The sequence below is a fragment of the Xanthocytophaga agilis genome (assembly GCF_030068605.1).
Classification (GTDB): domain Bacteria; phylum Bacteroidota; class Bacteroidia; order Cytophagales; family 172606-1; genus Xanthocytophaga; species Xanthocytophaga agilis.
In genome coordinates this window covers 151,867-175,054 of record NZ_JASJOU010000017.1, presented here as the reverse complement: position 1 = coordinate 175,054, position 23,188 = coordinate 151,867, and the positions used below count along the sequence as shown (strand labels likewise).

13 protein-coding genes are annotated in these 23,188 nt (G+C 39.7%); 2 read left to right on the top strand and 11 right to left on the bottom strand.

From position 1 onward, the window contains the following. Positions 1-101 precede the first annotated feature (101 nt). The 5 genes from QNI22_RS33705 to QNI22_RS33685 form a co-directional block, all read right to left on the bottom strand. Positions 102-1,097 (bottom strand): glycosyltransferase, encoded by a 996-nt coding sequence (locus QNI22_RS33705; RefSeq protein ID WP_314517986.1) that lies wholly within the window; start codon positions 1,095-1,097, stop codon positions 102-104. Positions 1,098-1,386: 289 nt separating this feature from the next. Then, positions 1,387-7,272, bottom strand: a complete 5,886-nt coding sequence (locus QNI22_RS33700; protein WP_314517984.1) for an Ig-like domain-containing protein — start codon at positions 7,270-7,272, stop codon at positions 1,387-1,389. A 487-nt stretch (positions 7,273-7,759) separates the two neighbouring features. Further along, a complete protein-coding gene (locus QNI22_RS33695) occupies positions 7,760-9,217 on the bottom strand; it encodes a DUF5712 family protein (RefSeq protein ID WP_314517982.1) in 1,458 nt (485 codons plus the stop codon). Positions 9,218-9,331: 114 nt separating this feature from the next. Next, positions 9,332-9,943: a BfmA/BtgA family mobilization protein gene (locus QNI22_RS33690; RefSeq protein WP_314517981.1), complete on the bottom strand. Its 612-nt coding sequence runs from the start codon at positions 9,941-9,943 to the stop codon at positions 9,332-9,334. A 571-nt stretch (positions 9,944-10,514) separates the two neighbouring features. Continuing rightward, positions 10,515-11,414: a DMT family transporter gene (locus tag QNI22_RS33685; RefSeq protein ID WP_314517978.1), complete on the bottom strand. Its 900-nt coding sequence runs from the start codon at positions 11,412-11,414 to the stop codon at positions 10,515-10,517. A 928-nt stretch (positions 11,415-12,342) separates the two neighbouring features. Here QNI22_RS33685 and QNI22_RS33680 point away from each other — a divergent pair. Continuing rightward, positions 12,343-15,357: a fibronectin type III domain-containing protein gene (locus tag QNI22_RS33680; protein WP_314517976.1), complete on the top strand. Its 3,015-nt coding sequence runs from the start codon at positions 12,343-12,345 to the stop codon at positions 15,355-15,357. Between the two features lie 326 nt (positions 15,358-15,683). Beyond that, the gene (locus tag QNI22_RS33675) at positions 15,684-17,687 is read left to right on the top strand and encodes a mechanosensitive ion channel family protein (RefSeq protein WP_314517974.1); all 2,004 of its coding nucleotides are present in this window, start codon (positions 15,684-15,686) and stop codon (positions 17,685-17,687) included. A gap of 83 nt (positions 17,688-17,770) precedes the next feature. On the opposite strand, the gene QNI22_RS33670 is transcribed toward QNI22_RS33675, so the two are convergent. From QNI22_RS33670 to QNI22_RS33645, 6 genes are all read right to left on the bottom strand, one after another. Then, positions 17,771-18,058 (bottom strand): zinc-binding dehydrogenase, encoded by a 288-nt coding sequence (locus QNI22_RS33670; protein WP_314517972.1) that lies wholly within the window; start codon positions 18,056-18,058, stop codon positions 17,771-17,773. Between the two features lie 92 nt (positions 18,059-18,150). Next, the gene (locus QNI22_RS33665) at positions 18,151-18,501 is read right to left on the bottom strand and encodes a hypothetical protein (protein WP_314517970.1); all 351 of its coding nucleotides are present in this window, start codon (positions 18,499-18,501) and stop codon (positions 18,151-18,153) included. Between the two features lie 216 nt (positions 18,502-18,717). Beyond that, on the bottom strand, positions 18,718-20,385 hold the full coding sequence (locus QNI22_RS33660; RefSeq protein ID WP_314517968.1) for a tetratricopeptide repeat protein: 1,668 nt from the start codon (positions 20,383-20,385) through the stop codon (positions 18,718-18,720). 185 nt (positions 20,386-20,570) lie between these two features. Further along, positions 20,571-20,885 carry a hypothetical protein gene (locus QNI22_RS33655; RefSeq protein WP_314517966.1) on the bottom strand — a complete coding sequence of 105 codons (315 nt, stop codon included), beginning with the start codon at positions 20,883-20,885 and terminating at the stop codon, positions 20,571-20,573. A gap of 123 nt (positions 20,886-21,008) precedes the next feature. Next, positions 21,009-22,394, bottom strand: a complete 1,386-nt coding sequence (locus QNI22_RS33650; protein ID WP_314517964.1) for a HAMP domain-containing sensor histidine kinase — start codon at positions 22,392-22,394, stop codon at positions 21,009-21,011. A 47-nt stretch (positions 22,395-22,441) separates the two neighbouring features. Further along, on the bottom strand, positions 22,442-23,119 hold the full coding sequence (locus QNI22_RS33645) for a response regulator transcription factor (RefSeq protein ID WP_314517962.1): 678 nt from the start codon (positions 23,117-23,119) through the stop codon (positions 22,442-22,444). Between the last annotated feature and the right edge of the window lie 69 nt (positions 23,120-23,188).

The window sequence follows — 23,188 nt, the reverse complement described above, 5'->3', positions numbered from 1 at the left end:
TTAAAGTTTTACCATTTAATTTACCTTACAAACAAAGAATAGTTTAGTGGCTGTCTTATGTGAACAGACTTGGAAAAATCAGGTCTTTTTTAGTAGAGAAGTTAAGCGATCTCTGTAAGTTCATATCTGCGTCCTTTCCAGTATGTTGGTGATACGAGAGCATATTGGATAAGTGTTGAAAATGTTATAAAATGAAAATATACTGGATAAATCCAGGCATACTTATACAGGTGAAGAGCTCTTAATCTATATACACAACTGAATGTCAATACGCCCTGGATTATTAACAATCCTATCCATGAAAGTAGACTAGTGAAAGGTTGAGTGATAAAGGACACCACAATAACAGGAAGTAGGAAAAGAGGGAGTAATGTCAGCATTCGGATATACCATGGCGTTTGCATGGCTGCATTCATCCATCGTTTTCGCTGATTGATAAGGCTATCAAAGGTTGGTAACCCCTGTGTTTCTACCAGACAGTCTACTGCAAAAAGTTGCCGGAAGCCATATCCTTTTTTAAGAACAGCCTTGAACAGTTGATGATCCTCACTAATAGAAGACCGCATGTTTTCATATCCACCTGTTGCCTTATAGGCTTCTTTGGTTACCAGCATATTATTTCCCAAACCTGAGATCGGTATTCCCCAATGTGACAAGTGATAAATCATACAGAGTGCCTGTGCCCAGTCAATAGCCTGCATTGCAGTCCAAAGTGTAACAGGCTGAGGTACTGTTACTCCGGAAATAATTCCTATACCAGGTGTATGTGCACTCAGCATAACCTCTATCCAGTTTGGAGGAACCGTTACATCCGCATCTGTAATGAGAAAATAACTGCCTTTGGCAAAACGAATCAATTGAGCCAGTACATTAGCCTTTCCCCGGGCCATACCTAAATTGGTAGTAATTTTCTTATAGTGAAAATGCGGCTTATCGCGAATATATTCCAAAATCAATGTTGCTGTGAGATCATTAGAGTCATCGTCCCCAATCCATATTTCCAACTGATCTATGGGAAAAGTTAACTGATTGAGAGACTGCAGACATTTTAAAATAGAATCTTCTTCATTGCGCGCAGCTATTAAAATGGAAATCATAGATGTATTGTTGATTTTATAGTTGTTGCTCGTAATGATAAGTTTAAAAAATACATGCCTTGTGAATTGATAAACAGATGGTTATATCTGAAAGTGAAAATTGAGTTGAAAAAAGTAAGTTCTTGAACTTGTCTATAGCTTTATAGGGTAAAAAGAAAGAGGTTCCGCTCCTTCTGAAATGATTTTAAATAAAATAAGCCTGACCATATAAAGTGATCAGGCTTATTTGGTGAATAGAAATTGCGGACAAATTCCTATTGTCCGCAATCACCAGAGTTAAAATAACAGTTTAGAGTTTTATGACCTTTACAGATGTAGTTTGCGTACCCGATCCAAGCCGAATCAAATAGATACCTGCTTGTTTTCCCAATGGCACTGTTTGAATCGTATTTTCAAGGGGGGCAGAAACCGTTTTTTCTAACAAGACAGATCCTTTTGTATCCACCACCTGTAAACGAACAGGTAATCCATTTAATCCGCTCAGACGCAGATCGGCTTGCTCTGTAGCCGTAGGATTTCCAAGTACTGTTACCTGTAGACCAGTAGAAGCCTCTTTTGTAGTTATTCTGGCAGATGATGAAACTAAAGGTTCTACCCCATAAATACGCACCCCTTTATAATACAAGGCAATGTGGCTGTTTTCAGCAAAAGGTGCCGCAGGCATATAGGAATGATCATTTGTCTCATTAAATAGGGATCCATCTGATCTATAGATCTTGTACTGAATTTTTCCCGTACTGCTTAGAGGATATAATTTTCCTACTGATGAATCTATTTTAGATTCGAAGTATGTATCAGAATATTGTCCTGTATCAGTCCCAAAAACACCTGACACATTACTGGCTCCCAACTTTGCGTACTCAATTGTATACGAAAGAGAAGCAGCATTATCGGCAGTAAACCAATACTTTATCTTCAGATCCCTATAATCAACGGGTACATTGCCTGTATTCTCAATAGTAAGCCAGGCACGAATGGCACTGGAAGCCGACGTATTCCTGTTTTCTGAGTAGACTTTCAGGGTTGTATCTGAAGCAATGTTTCCAGGTTCTGTACCCCACCAAAGTTTTCCATTGCGATAGAGAGTAATAGCTGGATTGGCAGTATAGGTAGTTGCATTAGAATAGGAGTAATCATTGCCTTCTGAAAGCGGTTGCCAGTCCGTATTGGCAAATCTTGACTTGATCTGGCCTGAGTTGCTACCAGGTAGAATGCCTCCTGCAGAAGGATCAAATCCATATTCGATATACCCTAACGCACTGGTACGTGGATTAGGCAGCTCTACGTATTTCATCGATACCTTGTTATTTCCCAGCTGAGCATAATCAATCCAATGGCTGATACCTGCATAGTTTTCGGCTGTAAACCAATACCGGATTGTCAACTCATTATATGGCACTGTAACACTGCTTTCATTGACAACCTTGAGATAAGGGCGAGCACTGTTATTTGTCAGTTTACCTGTATCACCATCCATGTACAATACTTTTAAACCCGACAAGACTGTTAACGTGCGTTGTACCGAAGCAGCTGCCAGATATAAGTTATTTCCGCTTTGTGATGCAGTAATGATGCTGCTTCCCGGTCCCACAATCCGGATTTTTCCATTTGTAATGGTGGCAACTAAGGTATCCGAACTTGACAAAGTGATAGGAAGACCTGAGCTTGCTGAGGCAACAGGAGCAAAATCTGCATCACCTACTGTTTTTACACTAAGGGAATCAAACGAAACCGTTTGGGAATCCTGTGCAATAGTAAGACAGAAATCATCCAGGTATAGCTCACCGTAAGGACCTGCCTTGGCCGCCCAAACACCTGCATATGCTGTATTGGGAGGAGTTACTCGGGTTACCGAAAAGCGGGTAAATGTACCAGGCGTTGCAGAAGGATAGGCCTGAAGCTGGTTACTTGCGTTGGCAATTTTATTGCCATTCGCATCGTAGTAATCAATGCCGATTCCTGCCCAGTAGGGATTCTGAAGCTGGTTGTAAGGATCGGGTGTACGTTCTATTCTTGCCCAGACTTCAAAGGTAATTTCTTTCCCTCCTCCAACAATCAGATTACTTCCATAATTAATAGCCGAGTTATCACCCATAACGGCAACACTTTTGAGTCCACTATGTGTAATGGTTTCACTTACTTTTGTTTTACTGCCATTGGGAAGTATCCAGTTAACGAATCCACTTTCAAAACCATTGTTGGTCATTAGACCACATGATCCCGCACTAACAACAGTAAGCTGAGCCGTAGAGCTAACCCCACCAGCATCCTGTGCAGTTGCAATGATATTCGCCGTTCCAACACCAATCGCCGTGATCTTGCCATTGGCATTTACAGTGGCAACACCGGGTGCGGAGGAAGACCAGTTTACATTTTTATTGCTTGCAGTAGCTGGAAGTACTGACGCTTTTAACGAGGTTGTATCTGCCACTCCTACTGTTAAAGCTGATTTGCTTAGAACAATCGAAGAAATTAAGATATTAGATACCGATACGGCACAAGTGGCTGTTTTATTTCCATCCTGAGTAGTCACAGTAATAGTTGCATTACCAGGAGAAATCCCTTTCAAAAGTCCATTCTGGCTAATAGTCAAAACCGTTGTGTCTGATGAGCTCCAGGTATAAGCTTTATTGGTTGCATTAGCAGGTTGCAAGGTTGCTGTTAATGTAACGGTGTTATTGACACCTACACTAGCCGTTGTGCTGCTTAGAGTAATCCCGCTTACTGGAATATTAGCTGCCGTTACCGTAGAACTAGCTGTAAAACCACCTTCTTCTGACGTTGCAGTAATGATAGCATTTCCAGGAGACATTCCTTTTACCAGCCCTTTGCTATCAACAGTCACAATGGCAGAATTGGAAGAACTCCAAAGTACACGCTGATTGCTTGCATTGGCAGGAGTAGCTGTTGTGCTAAGTCGGGTAGTATCACCTACACCTACAAAAAAGGAGGTCGGTGTAATGGCAATAGAAGTTAATGGAGTGAGCAATACTTCGATTGCACTGACAGCAGGATAACTATAATTTGCGATAGGACGGAAAACGACAGAAATCTGACCTGCACCATTCGAATGTATTTCAAACTCCCGAATAATGGCTTTGAATCTGCCCCCTGCCTGTGTATAAATGTCAAAGTTTTTCAATAACGTATCCGCTACTGAGTTTCCTGTGACATTAAATCTCCGTTGTCCTGCGTTTATAGAGGTGCTGATTTCTGCAAAATGTAATCGTACTTTGTATTTGGAATTAGGTATTAGTCCTTTGTATGTATAGGTCATTGGCTGTCCGCTTTGGCGTTGAGAGAGATAAACCTGTGCCGGTGCAGGATTTGTAAGGCCGGTTGTACTTACAGGAGTGGTAGTACCAGTAGTCCACATAGACCCAGACGAGGGGGTGTCTGCGATAAAATTAAGAATCGAAGGTCCACCACAGTTATTGGCGATAATACTCGTTCCTATGGTCACTGTACTGGTCGCTGTTTTTGCACCATCTACTGTTGTTGCAGTAACTACTGTTGTACCAAATTTAAGTGCAGACAGCAATCCACTGGAATTGATCTTCGCTACAGTGGTATCGGATAAACTCCAGTTTACTGCTTTGTTGGTTGCATTGGCAGGAGTTATTTTAGCAATCAGATTTTGTGACGTTCCCAATCCCATAATAATGACCGAATCAAGGGAGATACCTGAAACAGCTACCGTTGGTGTTACTTTTAAGGTACTTTGTGCTGTCTTACCACCATCCTGAGTAGTTACAGTGATAGTAACTGTTCCCGGAGAAATTCCTGTTACCAGTCCGGACGCGTTTACAGTAGCAATTGAAGTATCAGATGAACTCCAGGTAACAGCACTGTTTGTTGGATAGGTAGGAGTAAGAACAGATTTAAACTGTCGGGTAAATCCGACAATCACAGAGTCAGAAGCAGGTGTAACTGAAACGTTGACTACAGGACCACCTGCAGGTTCTCCTACAAAGATACCATTGCCGGATGCACCCAGAAACACTCTTCCATGGTAGTCAGCAGCTAAGTTTGCCACTACATCAGGAACAGTAGTTAGAATAGTTGTCCAGTTTTGTCCATTATCATCTGATCTGAAAACACTATAGGTACGATTGTCTACAGTACCAGACTCAGAGGTTACAAAAACAATAGGATTGGAAGAAGCTGAAGTGTCAGCTTTTCCAACTGCCACCCACTTAGGGTTTTTTACAACATTCGGATTTACTTTGGTAAATGTTTTTGCTGTATCTGTTGAATGATACAATCCGGTGGTAAAGGCAATCCAAAGGTCACCTGTCTTTCCTGGGGTTGTCTCTACATTCATCTGAGCAACATTCCCTACATTGGGAAGATTGGTAGCAGCAGCAGAAAAACTGACACCGCCGTTCGTACTTACATATACTGTACCACCAGAGTATACATAAAAAATATCCCCGTTAACTTTGTCAGCAGCCAATGGATTCATCCCTGCCCAGATGGTATAAATATCTCCTGGTTTGAGAATTCCAGAAGGAAGACCTGTACTGGCAGTCCAAGTGGCACCCAGATTTGTTGAATAATAAGTCAAACCTCCTGTTATCATTCCCTGTGTAACCCAAACTATCCTCTGGCTATTAGCAGACACAGCAACCCTTCCTCTTGCCGAGCCACTAGAAGGAACAGTCGGAAACTTCGTGTAACTAAGTCCGCCATTAGTAGAATAGCCACCAATAGCAACCCCATTCCATCCGTCGCTTCCTACCCGTGCAATAAAATCAGGGTTTGTTTGCTGAAAGGCAACTCCGGATGTATTTACTCCATTAAAGGTACTAAAGAAGCTTGCCATCCCTTTTGCAGGTGGGCTGGTAAATGACTTATGATCAAATCCTCCTACATCACCAGTAGTAGATAACAAAAAATTACTTCCACTTGGTGGACAAACCATGTTTCCTGAAACCACAATTTCTTCTAGGCCAGCATCGCGAAGTTTCCAGTGAACCGTAGATGCCCATACATTGGTAGTCTGCCCAACATCGAGCATATCTGTAAACCATACATGACCTGCATTGAATGGATCAAACATAAACGCACAGATATTGTGGCCAAAATTTCCATTCGCTCCATTACCCAGTGAATGAGGTGCTTCTGACGCATCCCGAGTTGTAGGCACTAAAGCAGTCCAGCTACCTGGTACTCCGCCTAGCAGGCTACGATAGGCAACATCATTATTCCATGTTCCTGTTGTAGTAACAATCACTTCATTGCTATTGTGCGGGTTAACGGCTATACCTCCCAGTTCTTTTCCTGCCACAGGCGCTATCTCACTCCATGAACTTCCATTCCATTTATACAAGCCCTGACCTCCTAATGGCCTTGTTGCTGATTGCCCCACTTGGGTAACATATAGTGTTCCATCGTTGCTGAAAGATGAACGCCTCGGTTCTCCCGGACTCCCATTCATCAGTGCAAAGGTATTTCCGCCATCAGTACTCCTATATACTCCTTGTGAGCCTCCGATTAATATATTTCTGGTGACTCCATTGATAACTCCACCCGTTTTATCAAAAATGACAAATCTTCCTATATCTGAATCAGGAAAAGATGTATTTACCTTAACCCATGATCCTACAGCACCCGCTGATGTGCTTTTGTATGTACCATTGTAGGTGGTTGTTACATACACTACATTACTATTATTGGGATCAACAGCAATTCGGTCGGTATAAGCTTTATCTGATGCGTTAGGCGTAACTTTTATGGATAATTGACAATCTGTCCAGGTTTGACCTCTGTCTGTCGACTTCATCAGAGTTCCCATTGACGTTCCCCCTCCTGGTACTGTACCTTTTCCTGTAGCAATAGTAGCATAGAGTATATTACCTGTAGCATCACTGGGATCAAAGGCAACTTCTGCACATTTTGCGCCCCCTTCCCAGTTCCAGTAAGTAGTAGGAATTTTACCAAACAACATCATCTCTTCCCATTTTTGGGTAGTGGCATTCCATCGGTAGGGAGTTCCGACATCTTTGGTAATAAAAAACAGATTAGGCACTTTGGGGTGTGCTTTGATACTTGTTACAAACCCTCCACCACCTATTGGAACTGTATTCCAGTTGTAGGTCTGTGCGGTTGTGATACCGATAAATGCACCACTTACTACCATTGCAAGCAGCATCATTCGCATTAATTTTCTCATAGGAATTGTTTTGAATAAGAATGAAAGATGACAGAAGTACTCTTCCAAAAAGTGAGAGGAGAGTGCATCCTATGTAAGTAGTATTACGCCTTCTTATTTATCAAAGCAGAATATTGCTTATAGCAGATAAATAACATCCTTCAGACAAGTCAAATGGTACAATCCCCATATCCTATTTTACTTTTTTTATTTATTAGTCAATATTTTTTAGAGGAATATAGGTTTGATCAGACAATGTGTGTTTAAATTGTAGACTGATATATGGTGCATACAACTGGGATTGGCGCTTCCTATATTTGTGGAACTCCCAAGTGTCGAAATTATATAAGTATTTAGGGGCTTTTATATCAACCAGGTATATCTATCACTTTTGAAAATGTGAATTTAACCTGATATTTTCCTCTTGTAGCCATCAGAGTAGAAATCAATTGATAGAAGGATACTAACCAGTAAGCCTTTTGAGAAGATCTAACCTGGTTATTTGGAATTAATCTTCCAGATTATACTCATGCTCTTCCTTCTTGTTTTGTTGTCTGGTTTTACCTTTTTGCCTAGGTCTTTCTCCCCAGTCAACATCTTTTGTTGTCTCTCCATCTCTTACTCCTTGTAAAAACCGTTCAAATAACAGTAGGTTTTTCTCTTGATTAGTTGCTTTTTGTTGTTGGTCTGCAACTTGCGATTGAATACTATTGTCTATTTCAACTGTATTCTCTTTTGATGTGGTTGTTTGGCTTTTTTGTGAAGGTTTATGTCCTCTTTGTTGTTGAAAGTACCCTTCAGTTTCTGCTTCTGTTGCAGGCTGTGCCAAAAGTTGCTGAAAATCTTCTGGTATGGCTCCTTCTTTCAAAATCAGTTCTTGTAATTCATTCAGATTTTCATAAAACTTCCACTTATGCATGTGCACACTATATAGTTTCTGAATGGTCTCTGTGGGAAGGTCCAGTTCAGTTAAAGCTATCCCATACGCTTTTAAGTATGCTGATCTTAGCTTGAGAACCTGCCGATTGACTGTCCGCTGAGCTTTATTATCTGTTTGGTATTCTCCTTGTCTGGTATACCGTCTATCTAATTTTCGCCGATCCAGGATGTTGTATGGATCACGTGGCTGGATTCCTTTCTCAATTGTATTTTCCAGCATCTTCAGATTTCGGTAAAATATCCGGCCAAAGTCTTGCTCTTTCCCTATTGAAACAATACGATCTATTGATAAGTAATTTTCTAGTTCATGTTTTTCAACAAAGGCTTGTACACGCTCACTCAGTTTCTCTGCTTTATAGACATCATTGGGAAAATGTGTCTGTTGGGTATAGCCATACATTTGCTGAAAGTCAGCAGCATTCTTCTCCTGCCACGACTTGATCGAAAACCGGGTTTTTGCTCCTGTCGGTGTAAGATTGACTGTTTGTTCTTTGTCCCTTCGGGAAACAATAATATGAATATGGGTTTGATCGCCTTTTTTTCGTTCTCCTGATCGAGCTTTTCCTTCCCGAACCATTGGGTCTGAACCACTATAGTCTCGTTCACGATGAATTATAGCAAACCAGACAACATCTGTGCTTAATACTATCTGCCCATCAGCGAGCTTGAAATTAGCTGCATAGTTTTGCATCACCTGACGAGTATAGACTTTTAGGGTTTGACCATCACTGCTGATATGCGATAGCTCTGTCTGACTGGGAGCAATAATAAGAGAATAAAACTTGCTGTCTTCCTTTTTAAGCCCTTTTACATTTCCATCAATCTGAGCAATCACCTCCTGTTTCTCTATTTGATCTGAGACCTGTGAAAAATAGGCTCCAGTTTCTCCTTGTTCTTTCGCCTCATGTTCCATATAATTAACAAGGCGGGCCGCCGATCCCTTGTTATCATATACCGAACCAGATTTACTGGCCGCTTTACTGGTCGGTTTGCCATCCGATTGAGCTTTTAATACTTTACTGATCATAGCCAATACGAACTAATCGTGATGAAAAAATACCTGGCAGTCCCTTCATTATTGCTTATAAATCATGGCTACTGCTTTATTTTCAGATCTATCAGATCAGATAGATCTGCCAGTTTATTTTTGATCTGATTCCAGCTTTTTCATGAACTCACTTACGTGTGTTTCCACAAAAGCCTGATTCTTTGCTTTAATATCATTGATTGTTTCTGCTGAAAGGTCACTCACATGCAACATAGTCGATGTAGATACATGTATCATCTGTTGAATCCGAAATAAAAGTACAATCATCTTTTCCATTTGTTCAAGCATTGTATCTACTGACTGCTCGGCATTCTTACCCTGTGTAAATACCTCCTTGTATAAAGGTAATACATACTGTTGTTCCTGCTTTTGAAGAAAAGAGAAAATATGATTACGCATCCGCACTACTTCTTTCGATACTTCTTCACTATGCAGTTGCTCACAAGGATTCATTCCATTTTTTACAAAATAAAGCAAGGCATTTTCCGTATACTCTTTCAGTGTTTTGATGCCTAACTCTTTTGCGTGCTGTTTACAGCGTTTGAGAATACTGGCATTGACATTTATAGGTTTGATAATAGCCTCATCTTTTTCTTCTATGGAACTTTTACCCAGAACACTAGCTTGAGCTTGTTTATTTTTTTGTCCATCTGTTTTACGGCGGGCCGGACGTTTGGGTGTTGAATTGGTTTTAGGTGGCTTCATAGTTTTTTTGATATACTCCTTATTTGTTAGTTTACAATCTGTTACACTCAATAATTATAGCAGATGAATTATAAAGGTGTTGATGGGCAGGAACTAAACAAATGAATCGTTGCATTTTGTAGTATCAAATCAAAAAAACAACAAATCTAAATGCCGATGAGACAAAAATAGAAAAATGTGCTCATTATTATAGTGGAAACGGACTAGAAAAATATTTACACAATCACTGAAAGTATTTCTACAGTAAAAGACGAAAGAATAACCAGACAAGTTACAATAGAAAAGGGGAGAGGAACTTCATTCTAAATTTTGGATAGACTCTTGATACCCGAGTAATGTCCTGGACTTATAATAAGTCTTACTCTTGCGGTTAATTCACCACAATATGCTGTTTGCCCTGAACTCCGATCAAGAAATTTTTTTGCGGTGAGTTATGCGCAGCAGGAAAAATGATCGGAGTTGCGGTCAAAATCAAAAATGCAGTGAATTAAACGCCATCTCTCTGTTAGTCAAATAGATTTTTGTGACCTTACTAAAAAATAGTCTGCCGTGAATAATGCGCAAACTTGACTCAACAGCTTATCTCTCTTTTTGATTCCTCAGTGTCTTTATTACTGGCAAAGACGATACTGATTAGGACACCCGCAAGAATACAGGTGATACCGACAATCAGTTGAAGCGTCAACAACTCATGAAATAAGAACACACTAATCAAAACAGCTACTACTGGCTCAAGTGCTCCCAGAATTGCTGTGGGGGTTGATCCAATATAGCGAATGGCGTATACCAGTGTTGTAATTGATACAACTGATGTCAACAAACCGAAGATAGCGATGTCAAGCAGTAGATTTAGGTTCGGTAATATCAGCGATTCCTTCCAAAGGAGTGACTTCAAAAGGTAATACATAGCAGAAAATAAAAGTGAAAAGAAAGTGGTTTTTACTCCAGAAGCCTTCACTTTTGCTTTATTGACCTTTACGATATATAATGAATAACAAAGCGCACTTGCTAGCGCAATAGAAAGACCAGTAAAATTGATATCAAATGCCCTACCCTTCGTACTGAGGATATATACACCTGCTAATGTGATAATGAGCGAGATTGCAGTAACCAAAGTAATTCGTTCCCTAAAGAAAATTGCCATGATTAGTGCTACAATAACTGGATAGACAAATAAGATGGTAGATGCTATGCCTGCAGAAAGATAATCGTAAGCCAGGAAAAGAAAGTCTGAACTCATGGCAAACAAACTCCCCAGAACCCCAAAAGTCATCAGTTCTTTTCGGTTAATTTTCAGGCTCTCTTTTTTGTATTTCAACAAAATCAGCAGAAAGAGGGATGAAATAAAAAAACGATAGAATAAGGCGACATTCAACGAGAAATGAATTTGTTTGATTGGTAAAATAAATAGCGGAATCAGCCCATATGTGATGGCAGATATAATTGCATATAAATAACCCTTAACTTTCATTTGAACATTTACAGTTTGCTAACACATAACCAAGCTAATCCTTATTTTAACTAACAAATGTATCTGTTTTTTGATAGTAGGAGTATAATAAATATAAAATCAGACCCTTTACAAACAACAATACTATCTTATTCTGACAAAGTATGCGATATTCTGCGCAATAAATTACTGCTCTGCATGACGAAGATGGACAAGTAATTGGATTTACCAAACTGACTCGTGAAGTGAGTGGAAATGAGACACACTAAAATCAATTCTATCCATATACTTACTCAATTAATCACTATATGATTTAAAAAATCGCATAGTCAGCTGTAGAAACCGACAAACAAACCTATAAAGTTATAGTGATTTTCCTTGTTTATAGGTCTTTCGAGTTACGTCTCAATACATTTTTATTGTCAGAGTACTAATATAAACCGTTAGTGCTCTGGTATTTCCGTGGAGAAAATATAGGAGGTGTGGCATAGATTTTTTTCGATTTTTATATTCAAAACAGCCCAGTTTATTTTTGGTCCTTCATTTAATGTATTTTTACTATGCATACAACTACTTTTGTCCCTTTATTGAGATTGGGTATCATTTGGTCACAAATGTATTACGCTTTATTTATTTATCTTTCAGGAATAATAACACTCTTGTGGATTGCCTCTCTAAAAAATATCTTTAATAGGATAAATGTCTGAAAGGTTGTCTAAAAATATTTATAATGGTTACAAGGCATCTTTTGTACTACGATTTCATGAGGTTACGCAAGTCACAATGGTCTCATCTCGCTACAAAATCTGCTCGTTGAGCTTTCTTATAAATAATTTAGACAACCTCTAATGCAACACTAGTCATTTTTAATAAACCTGACTGGTATTTTTTTATTTCACCTCTGGTATAAATTGATTATACGTATTACAATCTTTACAACCTTTTTAATATGAAAACACTTCTAACAACCCTAAGTTTATTTCTTTTGGGCTTAGCTAGTTCATTGGCAACCAGCTATTATGTTCGTACTGATGGTAACGATAGTAATACAGGCACATCTAATAGTGCCTCTGGAGCTTTCAGAACTATAACCAAAGCCTGTGCAATTGCCCAGCCCGGAGATGTTGTTAACATCAATGATGGGATTTATGTTGAAGGAGAAATTGGTGTGAACAATAAAAATGGCTCTAAAACGAATGTACTCACCATTCGGGCTATTAATAAACATAAAGCTATTATTCAAAGTATCTCAGGTGGCAGTGTCATTTCCATTTCTAACTGTACTGGTATTGTGGTAGATGGATTAGAGGTAACCTTTCAAAACCCCAGTAATAGTTATTACTTCGGTATTCTGGCAGATAATAGTGCTTGGGTTACTATAAAAAATTGCTTCGTACATGATATAGGTTCAACTGGTATCCAAGTTAATAACGGTGAATATTATATTGTAGAAAATAATATTGTCCGTGATAATGCTAAGAATACAGGTAATCCGAATGGGAGTGGAATATCTGTCTATCACCCCAAGTATACTTCCAGCTATGTGGCTGGCGATTGGGGGATTATTATACGCAACAATATCTGTTTTGAGAATATTTGTATCTATCCACTGCAAGGCTACAGTACTCCGGTAGATGGCAATGGCATTATCCTAGATGATTTCGAAAATGAGCAGGGGGGTGGACAAACTGGTGGATATACCCATCCAAGTCTGGTAGAAAATAATTTATCTTTCAATAATGGGGGACGTGGAATTCATATCTATCACAGCGATAATATTACAGTTCGCAACAATACCCTGTATCACAATAATACAGAACTATCCAAATACTATGCATTTGGATGGAACGGTGATTTGAATATGGATGTGAGTGCAGGTTCTAAAGTTTATAATAACATTGTTGTGATGAACAATTCCAATGCGAGAGGATATGCTTTTCTGGTTCCTTCAGATGCAGATGTTCACAATAACTTAATTATCGGACCTGCGGGAAAAATGGTAAATGGAGCGCCGCAGGAAGGGATCCTACCTTCTGATAATCAAGTACAGCAATTAAACAATCAATCCTACGTACGATTCGTTAATGCCACTACCAGTTTCGGTTCTATTAATACAGTCAATCCTCAATTTAGTAACTATTTTGGTTTAGCTTCTGGTAGCCCTGCTATTAATGCGGGTACAACCAGCAATGCGGCCAGTGTTGATCTGGAGTACAAATCTCGGCCAATCGGCTCTGGGATAGATATTGGTGCTTTTGAGTCAGGCGCTTCTACTACAGATACACAAGCTCCCAGTACTCCAACCAATTTATCAGCTTCAGCCATCACTACTACTAGTTTTACGTTGGCTTGGACTGCATCTACAGATAATGTTGGCGTTAGCAGTTACGAAATATTCCGGAATGGAACATCTATTGGTACCTCTACCACTACCAGTTTTTCTGTTACAGGATTAACAGCTAATACAACCTATTCCATGACTGTTAAGGCTAAAGATGCAGCAAACAATGTATCTGCTGCTAGTACTGCTTTGTCTGTAAAAACAGCGACTGCTTCTGATACTCAGTTGCCCAGCACACCAACCAATCTGGCTTCACCAAGTAAAACACAAACAAGTGTTAACCTTACCTGGACAGCTTCCACTGATAACGTAGGAGTTACTGGCTACAATATTTACAGGGGTACTACACTTGCGGGTAGTTCTACTACCAACTCGTTTACTGTTACTGGTCTAACCGCCAATACTGCCTATAGCTTTACTGTCAGAGCCAAAGATGCAGCTGGAAATCTTTCTGCTGCAAGTAGTGCCTTATCTGTCACTACATTACCTTCTTCGGACACACAAGCGCCAAGTGTACCAACCAACTTAGCTGCTTCAGCCATCACTACTACTAGTTTTACGTTGGCTTGGACTGCATCTACAGATAATGTTGGCGTTAGCAGTTACGAAATATTCCGGAATGGAACATCTATTGGTACCTCTACCACTACCAGTTTTTCTGTTACAGGATTAACAGCTAATACAACCTATTCCATGACTGTTAAGGCTAAAGATGCAGCAAACAATGTATCTGCTGCTAGTACTGCTTTGTCTGTAAAAACAAGTACTACATCAACTGCTGGCACAGGTCTAAAAGGAGAGTTTTTCACTCAGTTTGGTTATGGTGTAAGTCCTGCCCGTACAGCTATTGCAGGAAAAACACCTTTATTCTCCTTTACAGCTACCAATATTGATTATCCCTCAGGTGCAACTACTTCCAACTCAGCCAACTGGAATGTATGGTTGGGAAGTGATGGATCTGGAGCACCATCAGAGGCAATCGAATCATCTACTCTCCGTTTGAGTGGGTATATTCAAATCAAAGCTGAGCATGATATACAATCTGGTAATTCTACTATTGAAGTCGATTTTGCTGTTAGCTCTCAAGGCTTTATGGCTTTGACAGTGAATAATACACAAGTATTGATCAATGAAGAAAACTGGTCATTTGGCACGCGAAGTGCACGGGTAAGTTTCCCTTCTGCAGGGTATTATTCAATAGAGTTACTTCATAGTACTGGTTTTGATGCTAGTGGAGTAGAATTATACAGCAGCATTGCAGGTACGTCCAATCCTGGACATGGAAGTGGACTGGCAACCTACATTATTCCTAAAACAGTATTGTTCCCACAAAGTCCGGGAGCAAGGATATCTGCTGAAACACCAGTCGTAAATACAGAATTGAGTATTTATCCGAATCCGGTTTCATACAATCAGTCTGTTTTACTTTTATCAGATAGGTTTAAAGATAAGAAAACCCAGATTTATGTACAAGACATGACTGGTCGTACTTTTCTTCAACAAACACACATATTTGGGGAAAATTCATTGCCATTGTCTTTACGTTCACTTCCAGCAGGATTGTATGTAATTCTGATTACGGACGGGAAAAATACCCAGCAAGGAAAACTGGTTATATATTAATAGAAATCTTTAGATCTGAGCAGCCTTACTTAGTCTATCTAAGTAAGGCTGCTTTTTTTATGTAGTCAGAGTTAAGAACGTAAGTATGAGAATAATGTAATTTCTGCTATCAACAAAATAGGGAAAAACAAACCTCATAAATCAAGGAACAAGCAGATGGCATCAATTTTTACTCCAACATGGAGAATAAATATCTCATATATAAGAGTTGCTAAGTAATAATCTGGCTTACCTGTACATATATAGGTTTGTCAGATAGCAATCTAGTAGTAACCATTCAATCTGTGATACTAACCTGTAAGTCTGTTTTGATGAAACTATCTGATTTGAAAAAATGTATTTCTGCTCCAAAGCTATATACTCAAACTGCGGATTTTACCAGCTTGTTTTCTATGACATTGGAACAGTTAAAGAATTCTATACTACGAAATAATTTGTTCGGAACTTCTTTCCTGATGTTTCTTATCGTATCATTTGTTTGCTTTAGTCCAGCTGCTGCACAGATACCAGGAACCGGATCAGATACTGCCGGTATCTTGAAAGTACAGCCACAATGGGAAGAAGACTCTTTGGGTAGGCGCAATCCTCGGGGTACGGTTTCTGGATTTCTGGAAGCGGTTGGAGAGCAAAATTACATTCGGGCTTCGCGCTACCTGAAAATAGACAATGCCATTCTCGGGTTATCCAGCGATAAAACATTAACTACCAGAACACATACTAAAAAGAAACCGAGCCGTACGATATCCAAAGATGCTACACTTCCTACTACTATTGACAGTGTTGAATTAGCACAGAGGCTACAGCGTATATTGGATGAAAATGGAAGCCTTCTACCTTACTCGTGGATCAGTGATGAATATGGCGGTTCACTTACGGATAACCTGGCACCCAATCTGGAACGGGTAGGAAAGGCTAACGTTGCAGGAAAAACCTTTGATCTGCTCCTTGAAAAAGACCAGGGTCCGGATGGTGCTCCGATTTGGTTGCTTTCTACTCAAACCATTGCCCAGATTCTGCTTACCTATCAACCCGAACAGGCCTCTCCACTGATCGATAAATGGTTGCCTGCTTACCTGAAAGAACATACTCTGGCCGCAGTTCCGATTGGTTATTGGCTGGCTCTGCTGGTATTGGCAGTAATGGCTTATCTATTAGCATGGCTGTTAACAAAATTTATTATCTATCTCCTGCCTTTTTTCTGGTCTCAAGCCAGACAGGAGCCCACAACGGGTGTAATCAAAGCTCTTGAATTGCCACTCCGTATCCTGATTGCGGTCTGGTTTTTTGGCGGACTCATAAAGATGGCAGATATTTCCATTATTATCCGTCAACGCCTTGGTGAAATTACTGCAGTTATCGGAATGGTTGCTGTAATACTGCTGTTATGGCGGGTTACTATTGTCTTCACTCAATTCAGCGAAAGGCGTATTGCCCGTCGTGGCAATATGGCTGCGGTTTCTGCCGTATTGTTTCTGAGTCGCGTAGCCAAAACGGCTATAGTGGCGTTTGGTTTGATCGCTGTACTGTATACTCTCGGTTTTGATGTGACAACCGGATTGGCTGCTCTTGGTATTGGAGGTATTGCCTTGGCTTTGGGTGCACAAAAAACAGTAGAGAACTTTGTAGGAAGTGTAGCACTGATTGTAGACCAGCCTATTCGTGTTGGTGATTTTTGTAAAGTAGGAGAAACTGTAGGTACCGTTGAGCAGATCGGAATGCGATCAACCCGTATCCGAACACTGGACCGCACGATTGTAACTATCCCCAATGGAGAATTTGCTTCACTCAGAATTGAGAATTATGCACATCGGGACCGATTCTGGTTTCATCCGATAATAGCCCTGCATTTCCAAACAACACCCGATCAGATCCGGTATATACTCACAGAGCTGGATGCAGTCTTGAAGGCTTATCCTACTATTGATAAAGATTCAGCACGAATTCGCTTTGTTGGTATTGGATCACAGGCACTAAACCTGGAGGTTTTTGCGTATATACTGGCCACAGATTACAATGCCTTTCTTACTGATCAGGAAAGTTTGCTGTTGCAGATCATTGATACTGTTAAAGCAAGTGGCAGTAGCCTTGCCTTTCCCACTCAGGCTTTGTATGTCAATAGTGCTGGTAGTGAGGAAAATATTGCAGGAGAATTTAGTGGTGATGATCTTACCAAAGAGAATAGTCACAAGACCATTACTCAGGTAGAACGTATGACCAAGGCTAGGGCTAGTACGCATCCCAACAGCAAAGATACCGGGATAGTCTACAGTAAATCTGGAAGCAATAAAATAGACGGCAACAAGCCGGGTAGTGACAAAAAAACGCACTAAACAGCTGCGGGCCGGATTCAGGTGTAAAACTATGTAACAGTTTTTTTGTTGTCAGTACTATTCCGTACCATTGTTACTTTCCCTCAGGTAAGCACAGTTTTAATATAACGTATGGCTACAGGGATCTCTGTATATGGGTGGGTCTTTTCTATGTGCACTTTGATTTTACCATCCTGAATTAGTAGTGCCAGTTTTTCCAGATCTTCTAATTTAGCTTCGGCTGTAAACTGAGTGAGAAGAAATTTGTTGATTTTTGTTTTCAGAAGTACCGAAACTATGTGATCTACTGTTGTAAAACCGACCAGGGCACCTCTGTCTCCCATACGTTGGTAGTCTTTGGAAGATAAACTACCATGTGTCCAGTGAAACACTCATTAGAATTTTCAGATTCTATTCATCAGACGTAAGATAACAGAGGAGGCGCCCATAAAAATAGCCTGTTTCATTTTTCTGAGTTTACTATCTATAACGAATAGGTAGTCGTTATTGTCTGATTAAGTATATCTATATATTCACCCGATGAAGAGGCTTGTTTTGCCTGACCTATTAGTTTGACCAATAAGTTTTTTTTCCATTCGTACTCTTCTGCCTGATACAAAACTACCAGTGTGAGAAGGATCTGATCTTTCACAATTTGCCCTAGTCTGCCAATTTTTTGTGGATTTTCTCCATTCTGCTCCGCTTCTATCAAATCAATCATTTGGCTGGCATTAACTATTGGGTTCTCATTAAAGGAAAACTGCTGTATATTGTTATTCAAAACCCAGTTGATAAAGGCTTCATAAAGCTGGCCATAGGTTTGGTAAGAACTCATTTCATATCCATTTATAATCTTATATCTGAGGTAGGTTATATTCTATAAAAATGACTAGCCTACATGGTATTGGGCAGGTTATCTTTTACCTTTTCCAATAACATGTAGGGATAGTCTCATATTCTGAAACTGTTTTAGATGCTAATATCTCTTGCAGTACTGTCAGTAAGACCTATCTGCTAATAGTTTACTGTGCCAAATAGTAGAAAGCTTTTACTATTTGTTGGCCGATGCTCTGGCAGGAACTGCCTGAGTAACTTTTCCAGGCTGAAGGTCTTTTTCTGTAAAAGAAAGTACATTTTTCGCTCTTTTATCTGCTGGATCTATGGCCAGCATTTTATTCGCATACTCATGGGCTTTTGCCAGGTCTTTATACTTTTTCAGATTCAGGATAGCCATATAAAAATATCCGTTGGCGACTTCCCGGTTATACTTGGTTTTGTCAGATTGCCTTTCGACCAGTTCAAATAATGTTGTATAATCCGATTCTGCTGTCCCCAAAGTTCCATCATTATCCTGCTTGGCCCGTGTTTTAGCCCGCCACTGATAACCTATTATCTGTTTGGTAGAATCCAGCTGCTCAATCATAGAAGTAAACGATGAATCAGCTCCATCAAGGTCTGCTGTAAAATAGTCGGCAAGTCCAAGCAGATAATAATCGTTGGCATTTGCCTTTTTACCTGCCAGACGAATATACTTTTGCAAAACCTGTGCGGATTTGTCATAGGATTTGCTGTCAAAGAACTTTTGTGCCACATCTCGTAACCCTTCCAAACGATTTGAGTCCAGTTCTGCTCCCTTTACTATATTTTCGATGGCTTTGGTTGTATCTGCCCCAGTACATATCTGCAATTTTCCCAGATACTCATAGTCCGTCCCTAGTACAGCTTCTGGTTTTGCCAGTGTAAAGTATTTATTGATAAACTCCAGACCCTTCGGACATTGGTTGGTTTCATAATAAGCATATCCCATCAGTCGATTATACAAGGCACTGTTGTTATATTGTCCTTGTAAAGTACCCAGAATATCGAGTGACTCTTTGTATTTACCTACCAGAATCAGAAAACCTGCATATCGAAACTGATTGGCAGGGCTTTGATCTGCCAGAGAAATATACTTCTCCATATTTTCCAGAGCTTTGGGATACTGTCTGGCCAGATAGTACAAATCGGCCAGCTTACGATAGGCCGGAGCATAATTGGTATCACCCGTAATAGCTTCATTGTATTTGTCACGGGCTGCATTCAGGTTCTTACTTCTGACAAACAAGTCTCCCAATTTGATGTGGGTTTTTAGAAGCTTTGGGTTCAACGCTAACGCTTTGTCATAGTTATTAGCAGCTGTAGTGCCATCCAGTTTCAACAAAGCTGCATCACCGAGTACTACATACGCATCAGCTAGTTTGTCATTTAATTTGAGTGCTTCCTGTGCATGTGTCACTGCCTCAACGGGATCTGTGTTGCCTTCATGCATCAGATAGGCTTCTCCTATCCGATAAAACACATCTGCTTTTTTTGCCTTGTTTTTCGTAATAGATTTGGCTTTTTCAAAAGCGGCTTTGGCTTCTGCTTTTTTTCCCTGCTTCAGCAACAGTGAACCTATCCCTACGTGGTTGATCCCATTTTTTTCGTCAGCAGCTATGCCTTTTTCAAACTGCATTTTGGCTGAATCCAGTTCATCTACCTGCATATAATAATAGCCAAGGTAAAAGTAATTTTCGCCTCCAGGCTTGTCTTTAACCAAAGTCTTAAACACTTTGCCTGCACTGGCATATTTTTCCAGTTCCAGATTGTTTATCCCTTCCTCAATTGTCTGAGCCGTTACCTTTTCTCCCAAAAGCATCAGAAAGAACATTCCGACAAACAAAAGAACGATTTTACGCATGATATGAATGATTTAGTTGAATGAATAGAATAAGCTAAGTTTAATCGTTGTTTTAAGAACTAGTGAGGATTGCTGCTGATTATCTCTACCTTATCTTTCCAGAAGGTAGCTGGTTTTGATTTTCTTATGCAGGTAGTTTTTAAATCCTGGAAACATCTTGTCAGACAGTAGCTGACACAAATTTTTTATTTGTGCCTTTTATGGAATGGAAACTTATCCAGGCGGTAAATCAGACTATCTTTACGACGAATGAGGCTATCCTTTTTTTCATGTTCCTGCTGACATTCTATTAACTGATTCTCTATCTGTCCTGCCTCCATATACTCATAGGAATTCTGAGACTCCTGCATGTGTTCCCCCAGTTCATATTTTAACTGAAAGTCGTTTTTTATATTCCACATGTATAGGTTTGTGACTAGTGAAAGCAAAAGCAAACCTGTCAGTAAATACAACAAGAATGGATTTTGTCCATAGCCTGGCATTTTATTAGACGATTGCATAAAGAATTTTTGGGTGTCTTACGAATCCTTTCTATAGTAAAAAAAGGATGTAAACATTAAAATCAGATTAAAAGAATATTAGAAAAAGATTAGAGAGGTTGTTAAACAGGGAAAGATGTTACCTTAGAGAGAGTTGTCAGAAAATGGGGCAGCAGGTATTTCCACCGTAACAATGGTACCTTCATCAGAATTTGAATCTATTGAAATCGTTCCTTTAAAGAGATCAATAATTTTTTTGGTGACAGCCAGTCCTATGCCAAAGCCTGGGAAGTTACGGCTATTAGTGGCACGGTATAGAGGAAGAAATACCTTATCAACCTGCTCTTTTTCAATTCCTATGCCTTGATCTGTAACTGTTACCAGAAAAGTAGAATTGTCTTTCTTTTCAAGAGTAAGGCCAACAGCTTGTGTTGAATATTTGCACGCATTATCAAGGATATTCACAAAAGCAGTACGAAGCAACTGCATGTTAGCTTCCACTAAAAAAGGCTCACTATCTGCAGGTATGGATTCAGGAAAAGAAATAATAATCTCTCTTGTTTTGTATTTTGAGTAAATAAGAGATAATGCATCCAGTATACATTCGTCAAGCCGAATAGGAGTTAGTGAAGAAAAGGTTGCATCTGCTTTAGTAAGAGAAAGAAGTCCATTGGTTAGCTCAATGATATTGTTGAGCTCTTCGATGGCGGAAGCCATACTAGTCTTAGCTACAGTTAATTCCTTGTCATAGATGAGTGAAGTCTCCAGTGTTCCGAGCGCATTGGTCAGTGGAGTACGTAGCTCATGAGAAGCATGGGAAACAAAGCTTCGTTGTGATTCAAATGCCTGCTGTACGCGATCCAGCATGCGATTAAAAGTGATAGCCAGTTTGGCAATTTCATCTTCCCCATTTCCTTCATTGACCCGAAGATCCAGTCGGGAAGCCGTAATGCTATCAACCTGTTGCACTACATCTGATATGGGAGCCAGTGACTCTGAGGCAAAATACCAGCCGGCAAATATAATAAATACCAATACAACCAGATTACCCAAAAGCAGAATCATTGCCATATTTTCCAGCTTGGAAAAGCCAGACTGATCATACCCGGATGCAAAAACAAAGTAGTATTTCTCGTTGTAGGTATAAACAATTCCTGCCAGTTCGAATCTGTCTGAGGTATAGGTAAAGGGAAAGTCTGGCTTTAGTTTATCAATAAAGAATGCATGTGATTGTGCATGCAAACTATCACCATTGGTAAAGATTAATTTTTTATCAGATGAAAAGATACTGATTCTTTCATCTGATAGGGTACTTAGATCACCTTTTGCCAGCAGGTGCTTCTCATTAATTGACAGGAGATTTCGTTTGATGAGTAAGCGGGCTGCCAAACGTGCTTTACCCTGTAACCGACTGTAGAATTCCTGCTGCCGATAAACAGAATTAAAATAATAGATAAAGATGGAAAAGAAAAGCTGGATACCTACAACCAGAACGGTAAAGCGCAAAGTGAGTTTGTTCCGTATCAGCATCTACTGTTCGTTCATAAATAAAGTTGGCATATATTCCTGCTCTGGGATTATTCAATACGCATGACATATCCCATTCCTACTACTGTATGAATCAGTTTGGGTGTAAAGCCTTTGTCGATTTTCCTTCTCAGATAGGATACATATACATCTATAATATTGGTATTGGTATCAAAGTTTACATCCCATACCTGTTCGCTGATTGTAACACGGGAAATGACTTTGCCTTTGTTACGGATAAAATACTCCAGTAGCGCATATTCCCGTGTAGTAAGATCTATTCTTTTTCCACTTCGGGTTGCAGATTTTGAGAGAAGATCCAGTTCCAGATCTGCAATCTTGAGTACATGGTTGTCATTTACATAGTTTGCACTTCGTTTAATGAGTGCTCTAACTCTAACAAGCAGTTCATTAAATGCAAAGGGCTTAACCAGATAATCATCTGCACCTGTATCGAACCCTGTTATTTTATCATTGATACTATCCAGCGCTGTCAACATCAAAATTGGGATTTGTATATTTTGTTTGCGGATAATAGCACACAGTTCAAATCCATTGATGTAGGGTAAATTGATATCAAGGATAATCAGATTATACTCATTGTATTCAAAATACGATTTGCCCATGCGTCCATCATAGGCAATATCAATCTGATAGCCTTCGTTTTCAAAGCCTTTTTTTATAAAAGACGCCAATTTGGGTTCATCTTCTACAAGTAGTATCCGCATATACCTTTGTTGTTGTCATAAGAAAGAGAAAACAAATTGTACTGAACTCAAATTAATGCCAGATCAGAA

Bases quoted from the DNA above. Each gene is read 5' to 3' on its own strand.
- QNI22_RS33665 (WP_314517970.1), bottom strand. From the start codon at position 18,501: ATGAGTTCTTACCAAACCTATGGCCAGCTTTATGAAGCCTTTATCAAC.
- QNI22_RS33700 (WP_314517984.1), bottom strand. From the start codon at position 7,272: ATGAGAAAATTAATGCGAATGATGCTGCTTGCAATGGTAGTAAGTGGT.
- QNI22_RS33650 (WP_314517964.1), bottom strand. From the start codon at position 22,394: ATGCTGATACGGAACAAACTCACTTTGCGCTTTACCGTTCTGGTTGTA.
- QNI22_RS33690 (WP_314517981.1), bottom strand. From the start codon at position 9,943: ATGAAGCCACCTAAAACCAATTCAACACCCAAACGTCCGGCCCGCCGT.
- QNI22_RS33685 (WP_314517978.1), bottom strand. From the start codon at position 11,414: ATGAAAGTTAAGGGTTATTTATATGCAATTATATCTGCCATCACATAT.
- QNI22_RS33645 (WP_314517962.1), bottom strand. From the start codon at position 23,119: ATGCGGATACTACTTGTAGAAGATGAACCCAAATTGGCGTCTTTTATA.
- QNI22_RS33655 (WP_314517966.1), bottom strand. From the start codon at position 20,885: ATGCAATCGTCTAATAAAATGCCAGGCTATGGACAAAATCCATTCTTG.
- QNI22_RS33680 (WP_314517976.1), top strand. From the start codon at position 12,343: ATGAAAACACTTCTAACAACCCTAAGTTTATTTCTTTTGGGCTTAGCT.
- QNI22_RS33705 (WP_314517986.1), bottom strand. From the start codon at position 1,097: ATGATTTCCATTTTAATAGCTGCGCGCAATGAAGAAGATTCTATTTTA.
- QNI22_RS33660 (WP_314517968.1), bottom strand. From the start codon at position 20,385: ATGCGTAAAATCGTTCTTTTGTTTGTCGGAATGTTCTTTCTGATGCTT.
- QNI22_RS33695 (WP_314517982.1), bottom strand. From the start codon at position 9,217: ATGATCAGTAAAGTATTAAAAGCTCAATCGGATGGCAAACCGACCAGT.